Origin of the sequence: Candidimonas sp. SYP-B2681 (genome assembly GCF_003971065.1) — a bacterium.
In the GTDB taxonomy this organism is placed as follows: Bacteria; Pseudomonadota; Gammaproteobacteria; order Burkholderiales; family Burkholderiaceae_B; genus Pollutimonas.
The window spans coordinates 243871-268893 of sequence record NZ_RYDV01000003.1; the positions used below are offsets into that span (position 1 = coordinate 243871).

Here is a 25023-nt window from a genome sequence, read left to right on the forward strand (position 1 = left end):
ACAGACTACGTACTTAATCTACCGTGGCACCGGAAGCTTTGACCACCTTGGCCCAGCTGTCTACCTCGGACTTGATGAAATCGCCGAACTCGGCGGGAGTCGTCTTGGCCGGAACCGCACCAAGGTCGGCCAGGCGAGCCTGCACGTCAGGCTTGGCCATGGCGGTCTGGATAACCGAATTCAGCTTATTTACGATATCGTCCGGAGTTCCCTTAGGGGCGATGATGCCGAACCAGGACGACACATCATAGGAAGGGAAACCTGACTCTTGCATCGTGGGCAGGTCCGGAGCCGCCTTTGAACGTTCCGCTGTCGTAACGGCCAATGCGCGCAGCTTGCCGGCGGCTACGTGAGGCCATGCCGATGGCATATTGTCGAACATGAAGTCAACCTGGCCGCCTATAAGGTCGGTCATGGCGGGCGAGCTGCCCTTATAAGGAATGTGTGTGGCGTCGATTTTGGCTAACTGCTTGAACAATTCACCGGCCATGTGAATGGACGTACCACTGCCTGAAGAAGCGAAATTCAGTTTTCCGGGATTTGCCTTGGCGTAGTCGACAAGTTCCTTGACTGACTTGACGGGAACGGAAGGATTGACCACCAGAATGTTGGGAACCCTTACCCCTAGCGAGACAGGTGCGAAATCCTTGACCAAATCGAAACGAAGATTCTTATAAAGAGTCTGGTTAATGGCGCTCGTTACGGCGACCATATACAACGTATAGCCATCAGGCGCTGCGCGCGACACCATTTCGGTAGCAATGTTGCTTCCCGCGCCAGGGCGGTTTTCAACTACTACTGGCTGTCCAAGGGCATCGCCGATTTCCTTGCCCAGAATGCGGGCCACGACATCGGTCGTGCCGCCTGCGGAAAAACCGACCACCAGTTTTATCGCATGGTCAGGATATGCGGCCGATGCGGTGGTGGCGAAACCAAGGGCGCCAGCGAATACGGTGCTGGCGGCGATTACTTTTGCACTGGATGCGAGTTTGGAACGAATTGACACTGTGTCCTCCGAAATTTGATTTTAGTGTCCATAAGGTGGACGGTTATATAATAGCCGTTCGATTTTCCAACATATTTCTTTTTTTTCAAACTTGCGCGTACATACTGTGGACAGTTCCAGCAACGATACTACCGGATCCGGCCCGCGAACACTACGACGAGGCCTGCAGGTACTGCGGACGCTACAAGAGCATCCTGACTCCGGCCTTAGCGTAACAAGCCTGGCCCGCCTGACGGGTTTGCAGCGCCCCACTATCTATCGGTTACTGGCCGCCTTGATCGAAGGCGGGTTTGCAAGAAACGTGACCGGCAGCAAAAGATTCATGGCCGAGCAAGCGATCGCGCCGCACAGAATCGAACAAGACCGACGTATCGATCTCGCGTTTCCCCTGCTGAAAAAACTGGCGGCCCTGACGGGCGACGCCGTTTTCCTGGTGGTGCGCGATGGCTATGAGTCGGTAAGCTTATGGCGAGAAATCGGCGCCTATCCCGTGCAAATCCTTGCCACCTTCGCGGGGAAACGACAACCACTGGGAGTAGGCTCTGGCGGAATGGCCTTATTAGCCAAGCTAGACGATGCAACGGTCGACGAGATCATCGCGCACAACAATAATCAAATCGAACAATACGGTGGGATGACCTCGCGCGAAATGCGGCAGTTGGTGCAGAACACCCGTACCCGAGGTTATTCGGTGGTCGGCAACTATGCCGTGCGAGGCGCCTTGGGCGTGGGCTGCGCCCTATGCAACGCCAAGCAGGAACCGTATCTTGCCATTAGTGTTACGGCGATCACTGATCGCATGCCGGCCACCCGGCAACGCGAGATTGCACAGCTTATTCAGGATGGCCTGAAAACCATTGAAGATAAGGTGTGAATTACACCTTTGCCTGGGCTGCGCCTTCAATAGGGAGCGACTCATTGGGCGACGACTGCGCCTGAACGACCCGCACCGGAATCGGCAATTGCAGTCCTGCGCGCCCCAGCGCTTGCAAGGCCTTTCTGTAAAGGTCAAAGCGCAAATCCCAATAATGGCTGGATTTCACCCACGCCCGCATATTAACGACGGCCGTGCTTTCCCGGTATTCGGTCACCATGACTTGCGGAGGCGGCTCGGGCAATACGAATTCGTGACCAGTCAGCAACTTGCGTAGTTCGCCTAATGCTACTTCAAGATCGTCGCCATAACGCACACCCACTTCGACGTCCAACCTGCGCGTTGCGTTTCGGCTGTAATTAATAATGGGATTTCCCCAGACCAGGCTATTCGGCAATGTCAGGTGAACGCCGTCAAACTGAATCAAACGGGTAAGAAACAACCCCACTTCAGCCACTGTGCCATCGCCTTTCCCCACCACAGAGATATATTCTCCGGTGCGAAGAGGACGTAGGGCAAGCAACATTATTCCTGCGGCAATGTTTTGCAAAGTACCTTGCAAGGCAAGACCGATGGCCAAGCCGGCCGCGCCCAAGACGGCGATAATGCTGGCCGTCTGCACGCCGAATCGGGCCAATACCGCAATGAGGACGAAAATACGTATCGACCATACCGTTACGGTATAGACCATCGGGACGATGGTCGGGTCGACTTTGGTAGAGCGAGCGGCGAACTTTCGAACTGCCCGCCCCGCAAGCGACGATACCATCCAGCCAATAGTCAGTATGACGACCGTCAATACTAAATTAAGCGCGAGAAATTCTATTCCAGGTGTGTTCAGGCCAATCTCTTTAAGTCCGTCCAGCATAATTTCCTTTATAAAATGAAAGTCGACTTATCCCCGTCATCTGTGGACAAGCACACGTATAAGTTGAGCACTAGTGCCCGAAACCCTTATAAATCAAGCAGATGTATTCATTGGCTGAAAATCAGCCATACGGCCAGGGTCGCCGAACGACGTACTTATCCCCGGAAATTGTGGATAAGCGCGGGGACAACCTTCTGACTACCCGAAACAATACTGTAATAACAATGGCTTGTACACCGTGCTCGAATTCTGGCCAGCCGCCTGATTTACGGCAAGTAGCGGGTGCCCTACGGTGCGCGTCCACTGATCAAACGAACAAGAATCACAATGATCGCGATGACGAGCAGTATGTGGATAAAGCCGCCAATGGTATAAGAAGTGACGAGTCCCAGCAGCCACAGGACGATAAGAACCACTGCAATCGTATATAACATTCTTAACCCTTTCAAAGCTAATCGGTCGCCTACGACCATCTTCTCTGTTAACGAAAATCTCGAGGCGCATTGCTGGGGCAAGTCTCATGCCCGTAACAAGCGTTGCCAAAGCAGGCACGCCACTTGCTGGATAGCGACCAGACCGTATGGTCGCTTAACCAGGAGAAAACATGAAAAAATTATTCATCGCCGCAGCCTGCACGGTGCCCCTTCTTATTGCGCCCACGACATATGCCCAGACCACGGCAGCCCCTGCCGCTCCTGCAGCCGAATCGACCCCTGCCACTCCCGCGCGAGGATCCACAGCTACCACGCCCGCCCCCGGCTCTGCGACGAGTCCCGCGGCAGGTGTGTCTAGCAGCGCGGCAATGACCGAAGCGATTACAGGCTGGAGCGTCAAAGACAAAATAATGGGGAAAACCGTCTATAACGAAGCTAACGAAAAAATCGGCGAAGTTGACGACGTAGTATTGGCCGCCGACGGTAAAGCCGCCTATTTCATCATCGGCGCCGGCGGCTTCCTCGGGGTTGGTTCACATGATGTGGCGGTCCCCTTCGATCGGGTTACCCAAATGGAAAACAAGCTGACCCTGCAAGGAATGACTAAAGACCAATTGAAAGCTTTACCGGAAGTGAAGCTGGCTAAGTAAGCCTTATAACGCCCTTCCCCTCGGGCGAACGTTGGCACATGAGGTCCAGCGTTCGCCTGATTTTGTCAGCGATGAATGTAAGGAACACGTCATGACACACGATCACACCGCGATCGAGATCGGAAACGCTTTTTCTCCTCCTGCCAATACCATGCTTATTGGTCCAGCAATATCAATAAAGTCCGCTTACTGAATGAGTGGCAAAACCGAGGTCTCAACGATGAGCTCCGGAGTGGTTGTAATTTATCCCGCCCGTGAGCACGAACCCGAACATGAAAAGAAAGTGCATCACGAACTTGCCAAGCGTATTGCACATATGCTTGGCATGGAGTTCGCAGGCGAATACGATGCGGCGAAGCGCTATACAGGTCGCGTCTACTTCCTGCCAAGCGACACATTGATAGGGATAGCACTGGCTCAGAGCCTGGGCATTAAGAACGAGAACGATCTGTTCGGTGGTGTCGCCCCGCACCCCTTCATTCCGACAAAGGCCATCAGCCACCCATTGCTTGATTCTGCTAGCGTCGCCCCGCAGGGGTGGTCGCATGAATTCGGCAAGCTGGTCCAGGATTCTGTTCTGCGCGGCTTCACCAGCTTCAGCCTGGAGGACGCGCGCAAAGCGGGGAAGCAGCTGCTTCTATACGGCCCACTGCGAATTAAACCGGTACTCGCCACGGCCGGGCGCGGCCAGGTCCTTGTCTCGAACCTAGACGGTCTCGCCACCGCTTTAGAAGACATAGACACTACGCGTCTTGCCGATTGCGGAGTCGTACTCGAGGAACATCTTGATGACGTTAAAACTTACAGCGTAGGGCAAGTCCGCGTGGCCGGCATGATCGCGAGCTACGTTGGGACGCAACGTCTCACCCCCGACAACCGAGGTGAAATGGTCTATGGCGGCTCTGAGCTGATCGTTGCGTTGGGTGACTTCGACACGCTACAGAAGCTGGATCTGGCGCCAGACTATCAAACATCGATCACGAAAGCCAAGGCTTTCGATGCGGCCGCTTCAAAGTGCTTTACTGGCTTTTTTGCATCGCGTCGGAACTACGATGTGGCCAGCGGGTTGGACAGTAAAGGCAATCAACGATGCGGAGTATTGGAACAGTCGTGGCGCACTGGCGGGGCAAGCGCGGCCGAAATCGCCGCTTTGGAAACCTTCCATACCCGCACTGATGTCCGCGTCGTCCGCGCCAGTACCATGGAAATCTTCGGCGATCGAGTTCAGCCGCCTGCCGGAGCCAATGAAGTGTTCTATGGCCAGGACCCGGATCTAGGGCTGATCCGCAAGTACGTAATGGTGGAACCTTATGGGAACTAGCAGCTCAGCGGTGGAGATTATTGTTGGAGATGAACATGTCGCCGGCACATTTCTGGCCCCTAGATCGAAGGTGCCAGGCGTATTGTTTGTGCACGGATGGGGCGGCAGTCAGGAGCGGGACTTGGACCGCGCCCGCGGGATAGCGGGGTTGGGCTGCGTATGCCTGACCTTCGATTTACGTGGCCATGAGAAAGGATCGGAGCGCCAACAAACCGTAACGCGGGAAGAAAATCTGTGCGACATCATTGCAGCGTATGATCGCCTGGCACAGCATCCGGCCATCGATACCTCGTCCGTAGCGGTGGTCAGTACCAGTTATGGCGGTTATCTGTCCACCATATTGACTACCTTGCGACCGGTCAAGTGGCTGTCCTTGCGGGTTCCATCGTTATACCGCGACGCCGAATGGAGCAAACCCAAGCGGCAACTGAATCGAGAAGACCTGGCCGCGTATCGGGGAGCTCCGGTAACGCCGGAAGAAAATCGTGCATTGGCCGCATGCGCCGCATTTAGGGGGGACGTGCTATTGGTGGAGTCGGAAAACGACCATCTGGTGCCCCGCGCGACCATCATGAGCTACCGTGCAGCATTTCGCGATGCGCACTCGCTCACACACCGTGTGATCGATGGCGCTGATCATGCGCTAAGCGCCAAAGCATGCCAGGAAGCTTATACGTCTATCCTGGTTGGCTGGATAACCGAAATGGTGGTTGGCGCACGTGTCGGCTCAAGATCCGACAGGTTTAGGCAGGGTCCAGAGTTTTAACGCCAGCCATTGATATCCGAGCTTGCGACCCCATCTCGGAACAATGACTCCATTTTCCATACTCGACCTTTCGCCGATTACCGAAGGCAGCACTGCAGCCGAATCGTTCCGCAATACGCTCGACATCGCTCAGCATGGCGAACGTTGGGGCTACAATCGCTACTGGATGGCCGAACATCACGGCATGCCGGGAATTGCCAGTGCCGCAACCGCCGTTTTGATCGGACACGTCGCCGCCGGCACATCGACCATCCGGGTGGGCGCAGGCGGCATTATGTTGCCCAATCATTCGCCGCTGGTCATCGCCGAGCAATTCGGCACGCTCGAATCGCTGTTCCCGGGCCGCATCGACCTTGGCCTGGGCCGCGCACCGGGCTCCGACCAAATAACGGCCCGTGCCTTAAGACGTAACCTCGCCTCGGACGCCGACGAGTTTCCACGCGATGTGGTCGAGCTAATGGACTATTTTTCGGCGGAGCCCCGGCAGACTGTGCAAGCGGTGCCCGGCAAAGGCCTGGATGTCCCGCTTTGGATTCTTGGGTCAAGTCTTTTTGGAGCACAGCTGGCTGCCGCGCTGGGCCTGCCGTACGCCTTTGCTTCCCATTTTGCGCCTCAGCAGATGATGCAAGCCATCCAGTTGTATCGCAGCACCTTCCAGCCTTCGGAACGGCTGCAAAAGCCCTACGTCATGTTGGGTTTCAACGTATTTGCCGCAGACACCGACGAAGACGCCCAGTACCTGGCAACATCGTGGCAGCAATCGTTCGTCAACCTTCGTAGCGGCCGTCCCTCGCGTCTGCCTCCTCCATTAAAAGGATATCTCGACCAGATAGGCCCTCAAGCACAAGAACTGCTCCAGCATGTCCTGTCGTGCTCGGCAATTGGTTCGCCCGACACAGTCGCCGCACAGTTGAAGGCCTTTTTAGTCCGTACCGGCGCCGATGAACTGATGATCACATCGAATATGTTTGATCATGCTGCCCGACTTCGATCATACGAAATCACTTCGCAGGTGCATCAGGCCCTTACGACGACTTAAGCACTTAGCAGGTGGCCCCGGCCAGATCGCCGGCGTTTACAATGACAGAGTCGATTTTCGCCGCCCTCGCTACGCAGGGCGGCTGTCGTTTCATGAGTGCGCTCAACATGACCGAACACAGTTCTATTGCCTCCCGCCTGACCCACGTCAAAGACCGTATTCGCGATGCCGCAATACGGGCCGGGCGAGCGCCCGACTCAGTTCGCTTGTTGCCTGTGAGCAAAACATTTGGCGAAGAAGCCATCCGCGAAGCGCTGCGGGTTGGGGAACACCGGTTCGGCGAGAATAAAGTGCAGGACATCCGGGCCAAGCACGACTTGCTGACCGAGTGCGACCTCGAGTGGGTCATGATCGGACATCTGCAAACCAATAAGGCAAAAGATATTGCCCGCGTCGCTGCGGAGGTGCAGTCGCTGGACCGGATGGAATTGGCAATCGCCCTGGACCGACGGCTACAGCAGGAAGGTCGCGCGATAGACGTTCTGGTGCAAATCAAGACCTCGAGCGAACCGAGCAAGTACGGACTACCACCAGAAGAGCTCTCCGGATTTCTGCGTACCCTCGTTCACGACACGCCTACGCTACGCGTACGAGGGCTGATGACCATGGCAGTGAACGATGCGAACGACCAAGCAGTGCGCGCCTGTTTTCGGGCGTTGCGCGAACTTCGTGATCGGATTCAAGGCGAGGCGATCGAAGGCATCGAGTTAAGCCGTCTTTCGATGGGCATGAGCGGCGACTTTGAAATCGCCATCGAAGAAGGCTCTACCGAAGTGCGTATCGGTACCGCCATCTTTGGCGGACGCATTTATGGTGACGCTCCACTGTAGACAGGGATAAGCAAACATGACTTCCGAAGTTGCCGACATTCGAAAGCCCAAGACACCGTTGAGCAACTACAAAATGTCGGATCGGTCCGAACATGACGACTTCGGCATTCGGGACGAACGCTCCGCATTGCCCAATCATGCTGCGCACCGACATGAATACTTCCAAATCCATGTGCAGCTGGAAGGCACCACCCAGCATGACATCGGCAATGTGCGCAGGATCGTGGAACCGGGCACCGTGTGCTTTATCCTTCCCTTCAAAGCCCACTTCATTCCCACCGTCGCCAATAGCCGCTATTACATCTTGAATGCAGGACTCAGCTATCTGCTGCCTTCGCTTGACGTCGACATATCGAACCTTGAAGATACACCCATTGAGCGTGCACCCGAACTGGCGCCGTTTTGCTTTCAAGAGCTTCTCGACTTCAAGCTTGACGGACCCGCGTTCACTCAGGTTGAAGCGTTGTGCCGTGACATCGCGACAGAAGATGCGCGCCGGGGCAACGGCTCGGCCATCCTGATACGCTCATATTTGCTGCAATTGATAGGAATCGTCTGGCGTCAGCATGGCGAAGAACTGGCAGCGCTGGCAGCGATGCCGGTCTCCGGTTTGGGGCGCAAGCAGGCGCTGACACGCTTGCTCGCATTCCTGAAAGATCAGCTGCATAAGCCGATCTCATTGACGCAGGCCGCATCCGCCATTCACTTATCGCCGGCGTACCTCACACGTTTGCTCAAGCGCGAGACCGGACAGACCTTCGTCCAATATCTCACCGCCCGTCGCATTTCCTTAGCGCGAGAACTCCTCTTGCATACCAACCTTTCGGTCAAGGAAATTGCTTCGCGTTGCGGCTTCGTGGATGAAGCCTATTTTGGCAGGCGATTCCGACTACACGAGAAGATCAGCCCTTCGGCTTTTCGCCGCGGGCTGCAGAAAGTTGAATTCAAGTGACCACAAACCGGCGCATGCGCAAATTTGTCCGGCTTTAGGGCAAGTTACCCTCTAACTGCCACATCGTCCTTTCGTGCACCATGACGTATACCCTGCACCGCTTCCCTGTGCGGGGACAAGCGAAAGGATATTTATGAATCAGTCTGCCGTTGCGCAAGGCAATATCGCCGCCTTGCCCCTCCCTATCGTGTCGCCTGCAACCGTACCGGTGGTCGGACGCGAACAACCATTCACCGTGCGCCGCGTCTATTGCGTCGGCCGCAACTACATCGAGCACATCCGCGAGATGAAGGAAGGCGATGAGCGCGACCCTCCCTTCTTCTTCCAAAAGCCCACGGATTCCGTCGTGGTCGACGGACAGGTGCCTTACCCTTCACTGACCGAGGACTTCCAGTTCGAACTTGAGCTCGTCGTGGCAATCGGACGCACACCCGACGCCGACCTTCAAGATCCCCTTGCTGCGGTATTGGGCTATGCCGTGGGCCTGGACATGACGCGGCGCGACCGTCAACGTGAGGCGTTTCGCGAGGGACGACCATGGGAAGTGGGTAAATCGTTCGATTGGTCAGCACCTTGCGGGGCCATCATGCCAGTGGAAACTGGGGGGCATGTACTCGAAGGCCCTTTAGTACTGGAAGTTAACGGCAAACCGGCCCAAGAGTCTGCACTCGAAAAAATGATCTGGAATGTCCCCGAGATTGTTGTGCAACTGTCGCGCCAATATCGATTGATGCCGGGCGATCTTATCTACACAGGAACACCTGCCGGCGTTGGCGCCGTACAGGTGGGGGATAGATTGCGAGGGCGCATTGCGGACCTTCCAGAACTAAACGTGACGATTATCGAAGCACGTTAGTCCATACAACTTCATCCAAAGGAGAGGCAAAATGAAAAAACGGACATTTCTTAACACCCTTGTATCGGCTTTACTGTTCGGCGGGCTCGTCAGCAGCGTGCAGGCCGCCCCCGACTATCCTTCCCGCCCGGTGACTATCATCGTGCCCTTTGCTGCAGGCGGGGCGAGCGATCTATTGGCCCGTCAGTTGGGGAAACAGCTCTCGGTGAAATTAGGCCAGTCCTTCGTCATTGAGAACCGCGCCGGTGCCGGCGGCACTATCGGGGCGCGTTTGGCGAGTCGGGCCGCACCTGACGGCTATACGCTGGTGATGGGAACCAACGCATCGCATGCCATTGCCGCTACCACCCATCGCAACCTGAGCTACGATCCCCTAAAGGATTTCGACGCGATATCGCTCGTGGCCCATGTGCCACAAGTCGTAGTCGTTCACCCCTCGGTACCAGTGTCTAACATTCCCGAACTGATCAAATATGCCAAGAGTAATCAAGCGCACTTGAATTTCAGTTCTGCGGGCATCGGCACACCCGGGCACCTTGGCATGGAATTACTCAAGATGCTGGCTGGGGTCGAGATGGAACACGTCCCGTTTCAAGGCGGAAATCCTGCTCTGATCGCCGTGACGGGTGGTCAAGTCCAATTGCTGGCTGACAACGTCAGTTCTGCCTTGCCGCAGGTCAAAGCTGGCAAAGTAAAACCGATCGCCGTCACATCTGCGCACCGTTCGAAGGCGCTGCCCGATATACCCACTATCGCGGAGCAAGGGGTAGCCGGCTTCGAATCAGGATCATGGTTTGCGCTGTTTGCCCCGGCCGGCACGCCTCCTGAAATCATCAGCAAACTCAATACCGAAGTGGCATTGGCCCTTAAGGACCCCGTTTCACACGCGACATTGTCGGCACAAGGTGCGGAGCCCGCACCCGGCACTCCGGATGCACTACGCCAACTCATTCGAGATGACCTGAAAAAGTGGGGCGACGTCGTCAAACGCATTGGTCTGCAAGTGGACTGAGAAACCATAAGATGAAAGTCCGGGCGGGCGCGCGCAATGCATGCCCGCCCAGGATTCGTTAAGCGTTCATTTCAGGGCATGTTGATGATTTTGGTATTGTTATGTTGTGCCGCCTTCATTGGCGGGGTCCTCAATACGATCGCGGGCGGCGGGAGCTTCCTGACCATGCCGGCGTTGATGTTTGCGGGCGTACCGGCCGTGACGGCCAATGCGACAGGCACTGTCGCGCTTTTACCGGGATACGTGACGGGGGCGTTGTCGCTACGCGGCGACACGTCCGCCGACCCAGAACTCCTGCCTCTGCGTGAACTGGTTTGTCTCGCCGGCATCGGCGGGGCCATTGGCGCGTTTCTGCTGACTCAAACCAATGACAATTTGCTGCGCGCGGTAGTGCCGTGGATGATGCTGGCCGCCACCATGCTATTTATTGTTGGCCCTATTTGGATCACTCGCCGCGTCGCGGCCAGGGCGAACGATGCAGATGCAAGCGCAGATCAGTCCAGATGGGGAATACGTGCAGGCCTTTTTACAGCCAGTCTGTATGGCGGCTATTTCAACGGCGGCATGGGAATATTGCTGCTCGCGCTCTTCACTATGACGAGCCGACAAAGCCTGAATGCGATGAACCGAACAAAGAACTGGGCGTCTGCCGTCCTGACGCTCATCGCTACAGCGGTATACATGGCTGGCGACGCCATTGCGTGGGCCTACGCCGCGCCGATGATGCTTGCCGGTGCAGCCGGTGGCTGGGCCGGCGGCCGACTCGCACGCATAGTGCCCGCGAAACAGGTCCGGTATTACGTCATCGTAATCGGACTAAGCATGACTGCCGCCCTATTCTGGAAAGGTTGACGGCGCCCGAAAACGACAGGGCGCACCGCTTTATGCCGCCCTGGACATTTCCGTCGAGCCCCGCCGACGAGCCAGGTTTGCCAACATGCCTGCTTTTCGCGTGATCGTACCCACAAATGCTTGCGACCCTGAGTGCCGACGAGCGAATACTGGTAGTCCACTACAATAGGAGCCCTTGCAGACCGACACTATATTGATCGTTAATGGAAAGACCAGATACAAGCGGCCACACCCCGATGATGCAGCAATATTTACGGCTGAAGGCGGAAGCCGGGCCGCATTTATTGTTTTACCGTATGGGCGATTTCTACGAAATGTTCTACGGCGATGCCGAGCGCGGTGCGCGCATTCTAAATCTGACGCTTACTAAACGGGGCTCTTCTAACGGCGTTCCGATTCCCATGGCCGGAGTTCCTTTTCATGCCATGGAAGGCTACCTGGCGCGCCTCGTGGCACAGGGGATCTCAGTTGCCATTTGCGAACAGATCGGCGATCCTGCGGCCAGCAAGGGGCCGGTCGAACGCAAGATCATGCGCATTGTCACCCCAGGCACCTTGACCGATGAAGCGTTGCTGCCGGCCAAGGCAGATCGCATGATAGCGGCCCTATGGACCGGGCGAGTAAACAAAGCCGAACGTGTCGGACTGGCCTGGATGAACTTGGCCAATGGCGAGTTCAAAGTAAGCGAATGCCTGCCAGACATGATGGAAACAGAGCTGCACCGTATCGGACCGGCAGAGCTGGTATGCGCGGAAAATAGCCGTATCAGCGCCAATGCCGGCATCGCGATCAGCACGATCCCCGATTGGCACTTTGAGTCGGACGGAGCCCGCGACGTACTGCAAAGGCATTTCGCCGTTGATTCTTTGGCCAGCTTCGGTATGGCGGATCTGCCCGTCGCCACCTGCGCGGCTGGAGCGTTACTGCGCTATGTCAGCCGCACACAGACGGGATCGTTGTCCCACATACAATCGATACGCGTCGACCAAGCAGGCGAATATGTCGTGCTCGATCCCGTTACGCGCAAGAATCTCGAGCTGACCGAGACCATTAGCGGCGAAGAAAGCCCCACTCTGTTTTCCACGCTGGATCACTGCAAAACGCCCATGGGAAGCCGGATGCTGCGTCGCTGGCTGCACCATCCTTTGCGCGATAACGAACCGGTTATCTCCAGACAGCGAGTCATCTCATCGTTCTTGGCGGCCGCGCCCAGGCAAGATACCCTGAGCGCCGAAGCGCCCCTCGACACCTTGCGCCAGATGCTGGACCACTACCCAGACCTGGAGCGCATCGCGACTCGCATAGCGTTACGCTCGGTACGACCCCGCGAACTGGCCAGCCTGCGCGAAGCGCTCGCTTCGCTTCCTGCCGTATCCGAACAGCTTCGAGTGGCTTTCAATGCAGAATCCATACTCGCGGGCTTTTTGCTGCGCATTGATATCGACCCGGCGATCGCCGCCTTGCTTCATGAAGCCATCGACCCGGAGCCGGCGCTGCTGATTCGCGAGGGTGGCGTTATTGCACCGGGATACGACAACGAACTCGACGAATTACGGCGCCTTGCCAGTGACAGCGGTGAATTTCTGCTTGAACTCGAAGCGCGCGAGCGAGAGCGCACAGGCATCGCGACACTACGCGTTGAATTCAACAGAGTGCATGGTTTCTACATCGAAGTGTCACGCGGGCAGGCTGATAAGGTGCCCGCCGACTATCGCAGACGCCAGACACTGAAGAACGCAGAACGCTACATTACCCCGGAACTGAAATCCTGGGAGGACAAGGTCCTTTCCGCAAAAGACCGCAGTCTGACACGAGAAAAGTGGCTATTCGAGAACTTGCTCGATGAATTTGCCCGCTATGCCCCGGCGCTATCGCAATGCGCTTCAGCACTGGCCGAGATCGATGCGCTCGCCTCGCTGGCAGAACACGCAAGGCTTAACGACTGGACCGCTCCGCAGTTATCGCAAAAAAACGAGATCCAGATTGAGGCCGGTCGTCACCCCGTTGTCGAACATAGCATCGAGCGCTTCACCCCAAACGATTGCGAGCTCGCCCCCGAACGCCGAATGTTGCTGATTACCGGCCCAAATATGGGAGGTAAATCAACCTATATGCGACAGATCGCATTGATTGCACTGCTGGCGCGCATCGGAAGCTTCGTGCCCGCCACATCGGCCAGCATCGGACAAATCGATCGTATCTTTACGCGCATTGGTGCTGCTGACGACTTGGCCGGAGGCCGCTCCACCTTCATGATGGAAATGACGGAAGCCGCTGCAATCCTGGCGGCCAGCACCCCTCAAAGTCTTGTGCTCATGGATGAAATCGGCCGGGGTACTTCGACCTACGACGGCCTGGCACTGGCCTGGGCCATAGCGCATCGGCTCCTGACTCACAACCAGGCACTTACCTTGTTTGCAACACACTATTTTGAAATCACACGGCTGCCTGGCGAAGCGCCAGCGGCCGCCAACGTCCACCTGGCCGCCGCAGAATCATCCTCAGGCATCGTTTTTTTACATGAAGTACAGCCAGGCCCTGCCAGCCGCAGTTACGGAATACAAGTCGCTCAGCGTGCCGGCATACCTGCCGCCGTCATCCGCCATGCGAGCCGCGAGCTATCGCGCTTGGAAGCGCAGGGCGCGCCAACGCCACAGCTGGATTTATTTGCCGCGGCCGCCGACCAGGACTATGGCTCTAGCGAAGAAGGCCTTTCCGATCAGGCGTGTGGCCTCGTGGAAACCGAGTCCGCACTACAATCTGCGCTGGCCGCGATAGACCCGGACCAGCTCACTCCCCGTGAAGCGCTGGATGTTTTATACCGTTTGCGTAAAGAGCTTAAATGAACATTGATCAGCCTCTCACCCTGTTGGGCGGCATTACGCCCCAGGATTTCATGCGCGACTATTGGCAGCGCAAGCCGCTGCTGATCCGGCAGGCTATTCCAGGTTTCAAACCATCCCTGTCGATTGCCAACATCAAACAGCTGGTCAAACGCGAGGAAGTCGAATCGCGACTCATCTGGCAGGATGAAAATGGCTGGAATATGAAGACCGGTCCGTTAGATCGCCTGCCGGCGGCAAGCAAACCAAATTGGTCCGTGCTGGCACAGAGCGTCGACTTGCACGACGACGCCACCGCCGCTCTGATCAGGCAATTCCGATTTATCTCTGACGCGCGTCTTGACGACGCCATGATCAGCATTGCGACCGATGGTGGCGGTGTAGGCCCACATTTCGACAGCTACGATGTGTTCCTGCTGCAAGCCCATGGCCAGAGACGCTGGCGCATCAGTCAGCAAGAGGATCTTACGCTGGAGCCGGGCCTGCCCCTGAAAATCCTGAAGAACTTTAAATCCGAGCAGGAATTTCTGCTGGAACCCGGCGATATGCTGTATTTGCCGCCTCATGCCGCGCACGATGGCGTGGCGGTGGGCACCTGCATGACGATTTCAATCGGCTTTCGCGCCCCTACCGAGGCCACCCTTGCCTGCGGGATGCTGGAAGCGGCAAACGATCAGATATTGGCCAACCTGGGTGATACTGGCGGCCTGTATGCCTCCCCGGTAATTCCCGGGCCGCGCCTTTCGGAAACATACAACGATGCGGGCATTGCTGCAACAAACCAACCCGCTGCATTGCCCGAGAACCTGATCAAAGCAACGGTCAAAGCGATTAAAAAAGTCAATTTCGACAAAGCGCTTGCCGCTCGATTTTTAGGCCAGTGGCTGACCGATATACCTTGCAATGCGTACTTCGAACCTGGCGACGAAAATATCGATCTCAGCCAAACGCCGCCAGTCAGCGGAAAACTTGTCCTGGATCGCTGCACCAAGCTAATGTATCGGGGCAAACAGCTCTACATCAATGGCGAGGTGGCAAGCGTTCCGGCGTCTTCGCGGATGCGCCTGCTGGCGGACAACCGGGAGCTGCAATGTGCGGAAGGCCTGGCTGCCAAACTGAAAAAGAAAGAACTCAGGGCATTGACTGACTGGCTGCACGAAGGTTGGCTGCATTACGTGCAGGACTGAGCATAAACGGGGCCATCTTATACCCACTTATGGCGCCCCCGCTTATAGCGGACGAAACAATACCGACATATAAGTAATAAGGAAATAAGTAGCTTGTCGTTGGCCGGACGGCCTAAAGTCTTAGAATGCTAGGGTCATGTTTCTCCTGAGCACGCAATGCTGGCCCCTTCTTATTTACCCGAATCCAAACACAAGCTACTCACCGAATTGACAGAGGGCCTGGAGTCCAACGCGCTAAGCTGGCTTTCAGGCTACTTTGCCGGCGTGGCACAAGGCAAGCAGGCAGCACGCAGCGTCGCGCCTGCCGTCAGTGCAGTCACCAGTGCCGCGACGGCGGCCCAGCAACTCACGATTGTGTATGGTAGCCAGACCGGCAACGCCAAGCGAATTGCCGAGTCTTTGGCAGAACGAACCTCCGCCCTGGGTTTGCAAACGCGGCTCATCCGCGCCGACCGCTACGCGACGCGGGAGCTCAAAGACGAGACGCTGCTATATATCGTCATGAGCACGCAGGGCGAGGGAGATCCGCCCGACGATTCGATCAGCTTTGTCGAGTTCCTTACCAGCCGCCGCGCGCCTAAATTACCGCAGCTGAAATATGCCGTTTTGGGCCTGGGCGACTCCAGTTATCCACTTTTTTGCGGGATAGCCCAGAACCTGGATGCCCGGCTTGCAGAGCTCGGTGCGCACCGCTTGCATGATCTCGGCACAGCGGACCTGGATATCGAAACGATTGCCCTTCCCTGGCAGGAAGCCACTATCGCGCTGGCGCAAAAAGCGCTGAAACAGACCGATGCCCCGACCGCCACGATAACGCCCCTGCATCCGAAGGCCGCAAAGGTTTCCCGTGAACAGCCATTTCTTGCCGAACTGTTGCTTAATCAGCCCGTGACTGGCCGCGACAGCGAGAAGGACGTACGCCACCTTGAAATTTCGCTCGAGGGCAGCCAGTTAAGCTATCAACCTGGTGATGCCCTGGGCGTATGGCCCACGCAATCGACCGTGCTTGTCTCGCAAGTGATTGAAACCTTGAAGCTTGATGAAAACGAGGTTGTCGAAATTAATAAGGTGTCACACAGCCTGAAAAAATGGCTGACCCACCATCGCGAATTGACGCAACTGACCAAACCCTTCCTGGTCGCGCATGCAGACCTGGCAAATAGTGCAGCATTGAAGGCCTTGCTGCAGCCAGAAGCCATCGACACGCTGAAAGATTTCCTGAGTACCCACCAACTGCTGGATGTACTAAAGGCGTATCCGGCGCCCTGGACGGCGCAAGGTCTGACGAAGTCCTTGCGGCCCCTCACCCCACGTATGTATTCGATCGCGTCCAGCCCGGCCGCCGTTGATGCCGAGGTGCATTTGACCCTCGCCAACGTCGTTTACGAACACAAGGGCGAAAAGCGCTTCGGTGTCGCGTCCAATTTTCTAAGCGAGCTCGCCGAGGGAGACAAGCTCCCCGTCTTCATTGAAGAAAACCCCCGTTTCCGCCTTCCTTCCGACAGCTCGCGCGACGTGATCATGATAGGCCCGGGTACCGGTATTGCGCCGTTCCGGGCCTTTGTTCAAGAACGCAGTGCCATCGGCGCGAACGGCCGCAATTGGCTGTTTTTTGGCAATCCGCACTTTTCCTCTGATTTTCTATATCAGACCGAATGGCAGCGTGCCCTTAGTGACGGCGACCTGCATAAGCTCGATGTGGCATTTTCACGCGACCAAGCCGAAAAAATTTATGTGCAGCATAAGCTTTTGGAACGTGCCGCCGAACTTTATGAATGGATTCAGGGCGGCGCACATATTTACGTTTGCGGCGACGCTACTCGCATGGCCAAAGATGTTCACCAGGCGTTATTACGTATTGCGCAAAACGAAGGCGGTCTAGACGAGTCGCAGGCCAAGCAATGGCTGGACGACCTCGCTGCCCAGGGCCGCTACGCCCGCGACGTTTACTAAACAGGATCAACATGAGCAACACCCTTGCACACCTGGAACAGGTAAAAGCAAACAGCCGCCATTTGCGTGGCACCATAATCGAAGGACTTAACGACCCGATAACCGGTGCGATCAGCGACGACGATAACAAACTGCTCAAGTTCCATGGCAGCTATCAACAAGACGATCGAGACATTCGCGACGAAAGACGCAAGCAAAAACTTGAACCAGCTTATTCATTCATGATCCGAGCCCGCTTACCGGGCGGAGTAGTGACGCCGGCCCAATGGATCGCTTTCGATGACCTCGCCAGAACCTACACCGCACGCGGGTTGCGCATCACAACGCGGCAAACCTTCCAATGGCATGGGGTTATCAAGCGCAACCTCAAGCCCGCCATGCAGGCGATTCACAACGCCATGGCGACTACGATTGCCGCTTGTGGCGACGTTAATCGCCAAGTCGTCAGTTCAGTTAACCCATTGCTTTCGAGCCAACATAAATTGGTTCAGGAATGGGCTCAGAAACTTTCAGACCATTTCATACCTCGCACCCGCGCCTATCATGAGATCTGGCTTGATGGCGAAAAAATAACCGACGAACCGGAAGAAGAGCCCATCTACGGCGATACGTATCTGCCCCGCAAATTCAAGATGGGTATTGCGATTCCACCGACCAACGACGTCGATGTCTTTGCACAAGATCTTGGCCTCATTGCCATTATCCAGGACGGCAAACTGCAGGGCTTCAACGTGGCCATTGGCGGCGGCATGGGAGCTACCCACGGCGACGACACCACCTATCCCCGTCTGGGAAGCCTGATCGGGTTTGTACCGCCTGAACAGCTGATTGCCGTAGCCGAAGGCGTCGTCACCTTGCAGCGCGACTATGGCAATCGGGTCGTGCGCCAGCATGCGCGCCTTAAATACACGCTGGACCATCGCGGCCTGGACTGGTTTAAAGCCCAGTTAGAGGAGCGCATTGGATTCCCTTTGCAAGCCGTTCGGCCTTACCATTTCGATCAGAATGGCGACCGCTACGGCTGGACCCAAGGCGAAGACGGGAAATGGCATCTGGGCCTCTACATCGAGTCGGGCCGACTGTGGGACCGAGGGACGAGCCTGCTGCAGACCGGCGTGCGCGAAATTGCAAAGGTGCTCGACGGCGAGTTTCGCATGACGTGCAACCAGAATCTGGTCATCTCGAACGTTGCCACCAAGGATCTCGCTAAAATCGACAAATTGGTCGCCCAATACGGACTGGATGGCTATGTCCAACAAAGCGGCATTCGCCGACATAGCATCGCGTGCGTCGCCTTGCCGACCTGCGCTCTTGCCATGGCCGAAAGCGAGCGTTATGCGCCCGTTCTGCTACCGAAACTGGAATCTCTGCTTGCCAAGCACGGTTTGCTCGACGCCCCCATCTTGCTGCGCCTATCTGGCTGTCCCAACGGGTGTTCCCGGCCATATTTAGGTGAGATCGCGCTGGTAGGACGAGCTTTGGGGCGTTATGACTTGAGATTAGGCGCGGACTTCATCGGCGAACGCCTGAATGTGGTGTATCGGGAAAACATTGCCGAGCCTGAAATCCTGAGCGCTCTCGACTCCCTGTTTGCCGCATACGCAAAAGATCGCGACCCCGACGAAAAATTTGGCGATTTTTTAGTCCGTAGCAACGTTATTCCAGCACCCTCGCAACGGCTTATACCTATCGTTCTTGACGGCGTAATCTGAACACAATGAGATTATTTCCGCTATTTGCCGACCTGCAAAATCGTCGAGTGCTGGTCGTAGGCGGCGGAGCCGTAGCCGAAAGGAAAGTTGCCAGCCTGTTATCTTCTGGCGCAGTGGTTACCGTTGGCGCCCCGGAGGCGACAGCAGAAATACTGCGCTTGCATAAGCAGGGCGCGATCGCGCTCCATCATGCCAGTTTTCAGCCCGAATGGCTCGATGATATGTGGCTAGTCATCGCGGCGACTGACAATCGCGACATCAACCAGCACGTCGCATCGCTGGCCAATGAAAGACGCCTTTTGATCAATGTGGTGGACGATCCCGCACTTTCTTCCTTTCAGGTGCCCTCGATCGTCGACCGCGCACCGCTGGTAATCGCCATCTCCTCCTCCGGATACGCTCCGGTGATTGCTCGTCGCGTGCGTGAACGTATCGAAGCCCTGTTTGATCACTCCTTAGGAGAGCTGGTTGCGCTAGCTGCCAGGCACCGCCCCGCAATACGGCAGGCGCGACCTGATATGCGGCAGCGCCGTCAGTTCTATGACTGGCTGCTTGATGGCCCTGTCGCCAGCGCCCTGCGCAAACATCAGCCCATCGCCGCGGAGAAGGCACTGCAAACTGAACTACAGCAGCCCCAAGCCGCAACGCAAGGCAAGGTGGTGCTTGTGGGCGCAGGCCCTGGCGACCCTGGCTTGCTTACCCTGAACGCGTTACGAGCGCTGAACGAAGCCGACATCATTCTTTACGATCGGCTGGTCAGCAATGAAATCAGAGAGCTCGCGAGGCGGGATGCCACACAGGTATGTGTAGGCAAGATTCCTGGTGAAGATCACAACGCGACACAATCTCGCATACACCAACTGATGCTGGAACACGCCCAGGCAGGCCAATTCGTCGTCAGACTAAAAGGCGGCGATGCATTTGTGTTTGGCCGGGGCGGCGAAGAGCTCGAGTTCTTGCGTGCTCACGACATTCCTTACGAGGTTGTGCCAGGCATAACCGCCGCCATGGCCTGTGCAAGCTACGCAGGAATACCGTTGACGCATCGCGATTATGCACAGTCTGTTCGACTGACTACGGCGCATTTCAGCAAAGATACCACCGCGGAAGACTGGGTATCGCTAGCGCAGGAAAAACAGACACTGGCTTTTTATATGGGCGTGAGCCAACTGGACTGGCTACCTGGACGCCTGATTGCCAACGGACGCTCAGGCGATACACCCTATGCACTGATCGAAAATGGTACGCGCAGCTATCAGCGGGTATTGCACGGGAAGCTGAAAAACCTTACGGCGCAGGCCAGGCAGCACGCCTTCAAGGCACCCTCGCTGCTATTGATCGGTGAAGTCACTGCCCTGGCGCCAAAGCTGCAATGGTTTGGCGCCAGTATTGATGCAGAAGACGTTATTTCGATCCCATGTGAGTCGACAACACCGTAATAATACGTTTTGCCGTATCGGTGTTTTGCACTTGACCGTTCTGATCAAGGACAGTCACCAGCGAACCTGAACCCTGATCGGCCACGTGAATACGATACGGCGTCGGCGCTGCAGTATTCTTCCCACCGAACAGTCGCCCGATTATGTTTTGCTGTTCGATTTTTTGACCCGTATCGCTATCCAGATAACGGATGAAATAATCGCCAGCAGAACGGTCACGATCTTCGACAGCAAAGCCCGCGGAGTCGATGGCTACGCCCACACGGCGCCAGGCGCGGTCGAAGGGTTCGCCTAATGTAAGAGCGGCCTGACCCTCGGAGCCCGCAGTGATGGACGGAAGGTCGGAATCTTTTTCGGCTTCCGCCACTTGGGTTTGCGCGCTCTTGACGTCGGTGCCTAAAAACACCATCAAGCGGGCCAGCATGGCGGCGTTAAGACCTGGATCTTCTTTGCCGAACACCCATTTGAACGCAGCGCCGTCAGGTGTGGGAGTTTCGACCATTTGCTGATGGCTGATATAGACTTCAGTCTTCCCATTGACACGCTCGACGCGGGTGCGGAAACGTTCACGCTCGCCACTGTCGAACACCTGGTCGAGTACAGAGCCTAAAGCGGATCGGATCCATCCTTCAGGAATCTTGGCACGATTTTCAGCCCAGTCGGTTTCCATCAGGCCCGTACGAGGGTCTTGTGAATGCAGGGTAAAGCCCTGTTCGCCCCAGAACTCAACGATCTTGGGGTAAACCGCTTCGGCTGGCTGGTCAATGGCGAGCCAACGAATATCGCCATCGCGCATGACCGATATGCCACTGCTTGCAGGCAGAACGCGGTCGGCGGCACTGACATTTTGCTGAGCCTGCTGGCTTTGCGCATATTGGCTGAACGTCGCGGATCCCTCGGGCGCCCGGAAATGCGCATCGCGATTTGCCTGAGTAAGGTCAGGCGGAATGCTGAGAGGATCGCCGGCCACCGTACTTTTATAGTCGACTGATTCTTCGTTACCGATCATTTGGTTCACGGTTGAGCAGCCGGACAACAACAGCACACCTAAACCAAGCGTAAAGCTGGCACAGCGTTTGTTCATACGCATATTCATCATAGTTAAATCAAGCCCACTTCTTTCAACGAGTTTCGCACTACACCATGATACTGCTCGTGCAGGGAGGTTAAGGGTAAGCGATAGCCCAGTTCGGACAGCCCCATTTCAGCAACTGCCCATTTAACAGGAATCGGGTTAGATTCGATAAACAGTACTTTGTTTAGGGTCGCAAGACGTGCATTAAGCTGACGGGTCAAGGCAACATCGCCGTTCAAGGCGGCCTCGCACAACTGTCGCATGAGTTTGGGCGCTACGTTAGCGGTGACAGAAATATTGCCCTGACCGCCAAGCAGGATTAGTGCAGCGGCGGTAGCGTCGTCGCCACTGACGACGCTAAAATGGGCGGGTAAGTCGCGCACCAACATGGCGCCCCGTGCAATATCGCCCGTAGCGTCTTTGACGCCGATGATGCCGGGAACCTGAGCCAGCCGCAGAATGGTGTCGTTGGACAGATCCGCAACCGTGCGACCCGGTACGTTATACAGCACCGATGGCAGGTCGACGGCCTCGGCAATGGTGCGAAAGTGCTGGTAAAGGCCTTCCTGCGACGGCTTGTTGTAGTAAGGAACTACTGATAGCCCGGCTTGCGCACCCACCGACTCGGCGTGCCGCGAAAGCTCGATGGCTTCAGCGGTAGAGTTGCCACCGATGCCAGCGATGACAGGAAGTCGTCCGGCTGAATGCTCGACCGCGATTCTAATCAGCTCGGCGTGTTCCTCGACGCTGACGGTTGGCGACTCGCCCGAGGTACCCACCACCACCAGGGCATCGGTACCTTCGGCGGCGTGCCAATCGATGAGTTTTCGGTAGCAGTCAAGATCCAGGGTGCCATCGGGATGCATGGGTGTGATCAGGGCTACCATACTGCCCCGAAGGATTGTGATCGCTGAATCCGTGCTTGCCATAATGCGAATGATCTCCTCGACTTCACCAAAACGGTGAACTTGCCTGAATTAACTCGCAAGTTTACCGGATAAGCATCGAAATTTATAAGAACCAATTAATAATTAACTGACCAAATGCTAGTAAAGGCTGCAGAACGATCCACAAAATACCAGTTAGCATCAAAATAATAAGTATGACCAGGCCGTAGGGCTCGATCCGGGAATACTGCTCGGCCATGCGATTAGGTAGCAGACTGTACACAATGCGGCCGCCATCCAGCGGCGGCAGCGGCACAAGATTCAGTGCCATCAGGACCAAGTTCACCTGGATCCCGGCAATTGCCATCTGTACCCAGAAGTCGTCAGCACTGGCGCCGTTGGTCTCGGCCAGGACACGCAACCCTATCGCCCAGAGGATCGCCATGACAAGGTTGGACCCGGGCCCCGCCAACGCAACCCACAACATGTCGCGCTTGGGACGTCGCAGCCGGCTCCAATCGACGGGCACCGGCTTGGCCCAGCCGAACAACAACCCTGCTCCGCCTAATATCTTGGTGCTGAACAACAGCACCAAGGGCACAATAATCGTACCGACCAAATCGACGTGGCGAACAGGATTCAAGCTGACCCGGCCAGCCTGCCATGCCGTAGGGTCTCCGAACATTCGCGCAACATAGCCATGAGCCGCTTCGTGCAAGGTGATCCCGAATATAACTGGCAATGCATAGACAGTGATCGTTTGTATCAGGGATTCCATAAATTTCCGCGCAGGCGTCTGCCCAACCGAACGGGCAAGTAATGTAAGTGAGTGGCGATGAAAGATGAACTAATGACTAATCCAGGCCCAAAGCGGAAAGGTCGCCCTGACCACGGCGCACGATTTCTGGAGTATCGCCGGTAAGATCAATCACCGTCGTAGGTTGCAAGGGGCATGGACCGCCGTCGATCACAGCGGCAAGCTGATTGGCGTACCGATTAAAAATTTCCTGCGCGTCGTTCATGGGTTCGTCCTCGCCCTCGGGAATCAGGGTCGTCGACATCAGGGGCGAGCCTGCCGCTTCGAGCAGGGCCAGCGTTACATGGTTATCGGGCACCCGTATACCGATTGTCTTGCGCGATGGGTGCGACACCCTTCGGGGTACCTCGCGGGTGGCCTCGAGTATGAACGTCCAGGGGCCCGGCGTTGCCATTTTAAGAAAACGGTACTGGCGATTGTCGACCCTGGAAAAATGCCCGATCTCGGCCAGATCACGGCACAATAAGGTCAGGTGGTGGCGATCGTCCAGCCCGCGCAAGCGACGCAAGGCGTCGGCAGCAGACTTATCATCGAGTCTGGCCACGACGGCATAGCTCGAGTCGGTTGGGACGGCAACCAGCCCGCCGTCGGCGAGCAACTGACCCGCCTGCTTAAGCAAACGGATTTGCGGATTTTCAGGGTGAACGACAAACAATTGGGCCATTTAACGTATCCTAACATTCTTGAAGGCTGAATTTAAGCTTGCATACTGCCACAGGCAATAAAATATAACGGATATCTACGGCAAAAATCACTCAGGTCACACGCCCTTGAAAGGAATCTACCATGCGCCTCGACGATTCGCGGGAGAGCAAAAATGTTGAAGACCGTAGGGGTCGCCGTGTTTCCCTTGGCGGTCGTGGAGCTAAAATTGGCCTGGGTTCCATCGTACTTGCTCTAGTCGCCCTTTATTTTGGCGTCGACCCAAGCGTGATATTGCAGAATGCAGGCGGACCTGCCGGAGATGAAGAAACCTACACTACGCAGGGCGAACCGGCGCAGCCCACTGCCGAGACCTTATTCGTTTCCAAGATCTTGGGCGACACCGAAGACGTATGGACTGCGATATTCGCACAAAAAGGTTGGGGAAATTATCTACAACCCAAGCTGGTACTGTTTAGCGGAGCGACGCCGACGGCGTGCGGTACCGGTCAATCTGCCATGGGGCCATTTTATTGCCCGGGTGATAGAAAAGTATATCTTGACCTCAGTTTCTTTCAGCAGATGGCACAACAACTCAATTCGCCCGGAGACTTCGCCCAGGCCTATGTCATCGCTCATGAAGTCGGTCATCACGTCCAGCACATCCTGGGCGTGACCGATCAGGTCGCCCAGGCAAGGCGTCAGTTGGGAACGGCCGCCGCGAACCAACTATCAGTCAAAGTCGAGCTGCAGGCGGATTGCTTTGCGGGAGTCTGGGCTCAGCATTCCAACACACAACGCAACACACTCGAGCAAGGCGATATAGAAGAAGGTCTGAACGCGGCCACCGCCATTGGCGACGACCGCCTTCAGAAACAATCTCAAGGTTATGCCGTACCCGATTCCTTTACGCACGGAAGTTCAGCGCAACGGGTGCGTTGGTTCAAGCGCGGATTCACCAGCGGCGATACCGCGCAGTGCGACACGTTCAATGCCCCTGCTCTTTAA

23 protein-coding genes are annotated in these 25023 nt (G+C 56.3%); 16 read left to right on the forward strand and 7 right to left on the reverse strand.

What is annotated here, in order from left to right:
* Positions 1-13: 13 nt before the first annotated feature.
* Entirely contained in the window at positions 14-967 is a 954-nt protein-coding gene (locus tag EKL30_RS08420; RefSeq protein WP_126706979.1) for a tripartite tricarboxylate transporter substrate binding protein, read from the reverse strand.
* A gap of 145 nt (positions 968-1112) precedes the next feature.
* Here EKL30_RS08420 and EKL30_RS08425 point away from each other — a divergent pair, with 145 nt between their 5' ends.
* On the forward strand, positions 1113-1880 hold the full coding sequence (locus tag EKL30_RS08425; protein ID WP_233582930.1) for an IclR family transcriptional regulator: 768 nt from the start codon (positions 1113-1115) through the stop codon (positions 1878-1880).
* 1 nt (position 1881) lies between these two features.
* On the opposite strand, the gene EKL30_RS08430 is transcribed toward EKL30_RS08425, so the two are convergent.
* The gene (locus EKL30_RS08430; protein WP_126706774.1) at positions 1882-2748 is read right to left on the reverse strand and encodes a mechanosensitive ion channel family protein; all 867 of its coding nucleotides are present in this window, start codon (positions 2746-2748) and stop codon (positions 1882-1884) included.
* A gap of 287 nt (positions 2749-3035) precedes the next feature.
* Entirely contained in the window at positions 3036-3182 is a 147-nt protein-coding gene (locus EKL30_RS08435) for a lmo0937 family membrane protein (RefSeq protein ID WP_126706775.1), read from the reverse strand.
* Between the two features lie 170 nt (positions 3183-3352).
* On the opposite strand from EKL30_RS08435, the gene EKL30_RS19160 reads away from it, so the two are divergent.
* The 14 genes from EKL30_RS19160 (at position 3353) to cysG (ending at position 20594) form a co-directional block, all read left to right on the forward strand.
* Entirely contained in the window at positions 3353-3832 is a 480-nt protein-coding gene (locus tag EKL30_RS19160; RefSeq protein ID WP_126706776.1) for a PRC-barrel domain-containing protein, read from the forward strand.
* Between the two features lie 193 nt (positions 3833-4025).
* A complete protein-coding gene (locus EKL30_RS08445; protein WP_199748513.1) occupies positions 4026-5153 on the forward strand; it encodes a DUF3182 family protein in 1128 nt (375 codons plus the stop codon).
* Complete coding sequence (locus EKL30_RS08450) at positions 5143-5919, forward strand: S9 family peptidase (RefSeq protein WP_126706777.1); 777 nt, start codon at positions 5143-5145, stop codon at positions 5917-5919. Before EKL30_RS08445 ends, EKL30_RS08450 begins: the two co-directional genes overlap by 11 nt.
* Positions 5920-5962: 43 nt before the next feature.
* On the forward strand, positions 5963-6958 hold the full coding sequence (locus EKL30_RS08455) for an LLM class flavin-dependent oxidoreductase (RefSeq protein ID WP_126706778.1): 996 nt from the start codon (positions 5963-5965) through the stop codon (positions 6956-6958).
* Positions 6959-7065: 107 nt separating this feature from the next.
* Complete coding sequence (locus EKL30_RS08460) at positions 7066-7788, forward strand: YggS family pyridoxal phosphate-dependent enzyme (protein ID WP_126706982.1); 723 nt, start codon at positions 7066-7068, stop codon at positions 7786-7788.
* Positions 7789-7804: 16 nt separating this feature from the next.
* The gene (locus EKL30_RS08465) at positions 7805-8740 is read left to right on the forward strand and encodes an AraC family transcriptional regulator (protein WP_126706779.1); all 936 of its coding nucleotides are present in this window, start codon (positions 7805-7807) and stop codon (positions 8738-8740) included.
* A 133-nt stretch (positions 8741-8873) separates the two neighbouring features.
* Positions 8874-9596, forward strand: coding sequence for a fumarylacetoacetate hydrolase family protein (locus EKL30_RS08470; protein ID WP_126706780.1), 723 nt, complete (start codon positions 8874-8876; stop codon positions 9594-9596).
* Positions 9597-9627: 31 nt separating this feature from the next.
* Positions 9628-10608, forward strand: coding sequence for a tripartite tricarboxylate transporter substrate binding protein (locus EKL30_RS08475; protein ID WP_126706781.1), 981 nt, complete (start codon positions 9628-9630; stop codon positions 10606-10608).
* 84 nt (positions 10609-10692) lie between these two features.
* Positions 10693-11460: a sulfite exporter TauE/SafE family protein gene (locus tag EKL30_RS08480; protein ID WP_126706983.1), complete on the forward strand. Its 768-nt coding sequence runs from the start codon at positions 10693-10695 to the stop codon at positions 11458-11460.
* A 203-nt stretch (positions 11461-11663) separates the two neighbouring features.
* Entirely contained in the window at positions 11664-14306 is a 2643-nt protein-coding gene (gene mutS, locus EKL30_RS08485) for a DNA mismatch repair protein MutS (protein ID WP_233582939.1), read from the forward strand.
* Positions 14303-15490: a cupin domain-containing protein gene (locus EKL30_RS08490; RefSeq protein ID WP_126706782.1), complete on the forward strand. Its 1188-nt coding sequence runs from the start codon at positions 14303-14305 to the stop codon at positions 15488-15490. The genes mutS and EKL30_RS08490 overlap by 4 nt, the downstream gene beginning before the upstream one ends.
* Before the next feature lie 156 nt (positions 15491-15646).
* The gene (locus tag EKL30_RS08495; protein ID WP_126706783.1) at positions 15647-17443 is read left to right on the forward strand and encodes an assimilatory sulfite reductase (NADPH) flavoprotein subunit; all 1797 of its coding nucleotides are present in this window, start codon (positions 15647-15649) and stop codon (positions 17441-17443) included.
* 11 nt (positions 17444-17454) lie between these two features.
* Positions 17455-19155, forward strand: a complete 1701-nt coding sequence (gene cysI / locus EKL30_RS08500) for an assimilatory sulfite reductase (NADPH) hemoprotein subunit (RefSeq protein ID WP_126706784.1) — start codon at positions 17455-17457, stop codon at positions 19153-19155.
* A gap of 5 nt (positions 19156-19160) precedes the next feature.
* Entirely contained in the window at positions 19161-20594 is a 1434-nt protein-coding gene (cysG, locus tag EKL30_RS08505) for a siroheme synthase CysG (protein WP_126706785.1), read from the forward strand.
* On the opposite strand, the gene bamC is transcribed toward cysG, so the two are convergent.
* The 4 genes from bamC to EKL30_RS08525 all read right to left on the reverse strand — a co-directional run bounded on the left by bamC (position 20560) and on the right by EKL30_RS08525 (position 24037).
* A complete protein-coding gene (gene bamC / locus EKL30_RS08510) occupies positions 20560-21678 on the reverse strand; it encodes an outer membrane protein assembly factor BamC (RefSeq protein WP_199748514.1) in 1119 nt (372 codons plus the stop codon). The genes cysG and bamC overlap by 35 nt on opposite strands.
* 17 nt (positions 21679-21695) lie before the next feature.
* Complete coding sequence (gene dapA, locus EKL30_RS08515) at positions 21696-22598, reverse strand: 4-hydroxy-tetrahydrodipicolinate synthase (protein ID WP_126706787.1); 903 nt, start codon at positions 22596-22598, stop codon at positions 21696-21698.
* A gap of 82 nt (positions 22599-22680) precedes the next feature.
* Positions 22681-23334 carry a site-2 protease family protein gene (locus EKL30_RS08520; RefSeq protein ID WP_126706788.1) on the reverse strand — a complete coding sequence of 218 codons (654 nt, stop codon included), beginning with the start codon at positions 23332-23334 and terminating at the stop codon, positions 22681-22683.
* A gap of 76 nt (positions 23335-23410) precedes the next feature.
* The gene (locus EKL30_RS08525) at positions 23411-24037 is read right to left on the reverse strand and encodes an L-threonylcarbamoyladenylate synthase (RefSeq protein ID WP_126706789.1); all 627 of its coding nucleotides are present in this window, start codon (positions 24035-24037) and stop codon (positions 23411-23413) included.
* Between the two features lie 122 nt (positions 24038-24159).
* On the opposite strand from EKL30_RS08525, the gene EKL30_RS08530 reads away from it, so the two are divergent.
* On the forward strand, positions 24160-25023 hold the full coding sequence (locus tag EKL30_RS08530) for a neutral zinc metallopeptidase (protein WP_126706790.1): 864 nt from the start codon (positions 24160-24162) through the stop codon (positions 25021-25023).

Excerpts from the sequence above, each read along its gene's own strand:
- EKL30_RS08450 (WP_126706777.1), top strand. The coding sequence starts at position 5,143 with ATGGGAACTAGCAGCTCAGCGGTGGAGATTATTGTTGGAGATGAACAT.
- EKL30_RS08455 (WP_126706778.1), top strand. The coding sequence starts at position 5,963 with ATGACTCCATTTTCCATACTCGACCTTTCGCCGATTACCGAAGGCAGC.
- EKL30_RS19160 (WP_126706776.1), top strand. The coding sequence starts at position 3,353 with ATGAAAAAATTATTCATCGCCGCAGCCTGCACGGTGCCCCTTCTTATT.
- EKL30_RS08480 (WP_126706983.1), top strand. The coding sequence starts at position 10,693 with ATGATTTTGGTATTGTTATGTTGTGCCGCCTTCATTGGCGGGGTCCTC.
- EKL30_RS08530 (WP_126706790.1), top strand. The coding sequence starts at position 24,160 with ATGCGCCTCGACGATTCGCGGGAGAGCAAAAATGTTGAAGACCGTAGG.
- EKL30_RS08470 (WP_126706780.1), top strand. The coding sequence starts at position 8,874 with ATGAATCAGTCTGCCGTTGCGCAAGGCAATATCGCCGCCTTGCCCCTC.
- EKL30_RS08435 (WP_126706775.1), bottom strand. The coding sequence starts at position 3,182 with ATGTTATATACGATTGCAGTGGTTCTTATCGTCCTGTGGCTGCTGGGA.
- dapA (WP_126706787.1), bottom strand. The coding sequence starts at position 22,598 with ATGGCAAGCACGGATTCAGCGATCACAATCCTTCGGGGCAGTATGGTA.
- EKL30_RS08445 (WP_199748513.1), top strand. The coding sequence starts at position 4,026 with ATGAGTGGCAAAACCGAGGTCTCAACGATGAGCTCCGGAGTGGTTGTA.
- EKL30_RS08430 (WP_126706774.1), bottom strand. The coding sequence starts at position 2,748 with ATGCTGGACGGACTTAAAGAGATTGGCCTGAACACACCTGGAATAGAA.
- cysG (WP_126706785.1), top strand. The coding sequence starts at position 19,161 with ATGAGATTATTTCCGCTATTTGCCGACCTGCAAAATCGTCGAGTGCTG.
- cysI (WP_126706784.1), top strand. The coding sequence starts at position 17,455 with ATGAGCAACACCCTTGCACACCTGGAACAGGTAAAAGCAAACAGCCGC.
- EKL30_RS08460 (WP_126706982.1), top strand. The coding sequence starts at position 7,066 with ATGACCGAACACAGTTCTATTGCCTCCCGCCTGACCCACGTCAAAGAC.
- EKL30_RS08475 (WP_126706781.1), top strand. The coding sequence starts at position 9,628 with ATGAAAAAACGGACATTTCTTAACACCCTTGTATCGGCTTTACTGTTC.
- EKL30_RS08490 (WP_126706782.1), top strand. The coding sequence starts at position 14,303 with ATGAACATTGATCAGCCTCTCACCCTGTTGGGCGGCATTACGCCCCAG.
- EKL30_RS08495 (WP_126706783.1), top strand. The coding sequence starts at position 15,647 with ATGCTGGCCCCTTCTTATTTACCCGAATCCAAACACAAGCTACTCACC.
- mutS (WP_233582939.1), top strand. The coding sequence starts at position 11,664 with ATGGAAAGACCAGATACAAGCGGCCACACCCCGATGATGCAGCAATAT.
- bamC (WP_199748514.1), bottom strand. The coding sequence starts at position 21,678 with ATGAACAAACGCTGTGCCAGCTTTACGCTTGGTTTAGGTGTGCTGTTG.
- EKL30_RS08520 (WP_126706788.1), bottom strand. The coding sequence starts at position 23,334 with ATGGAATCCCTGATACAAACGATCACTGTCTATGCATTGCCAGTTATA.
- EKL30_RS08465 (WP_126706779.1), top strand. The coding sequence starts at position 7,805 with ATGACTTCCGAAGTTGCCGACATTCGAAAGCCCAAGACACCGTTGAGC.
- EKL30_RS08525 (WP_126706789.1), bottom strand. The coding sequence starts at position 24,037 with ATGGCCCAATTGTTTGTCGTTCACCCTGAAAATCCGCAAATCCGTTTG.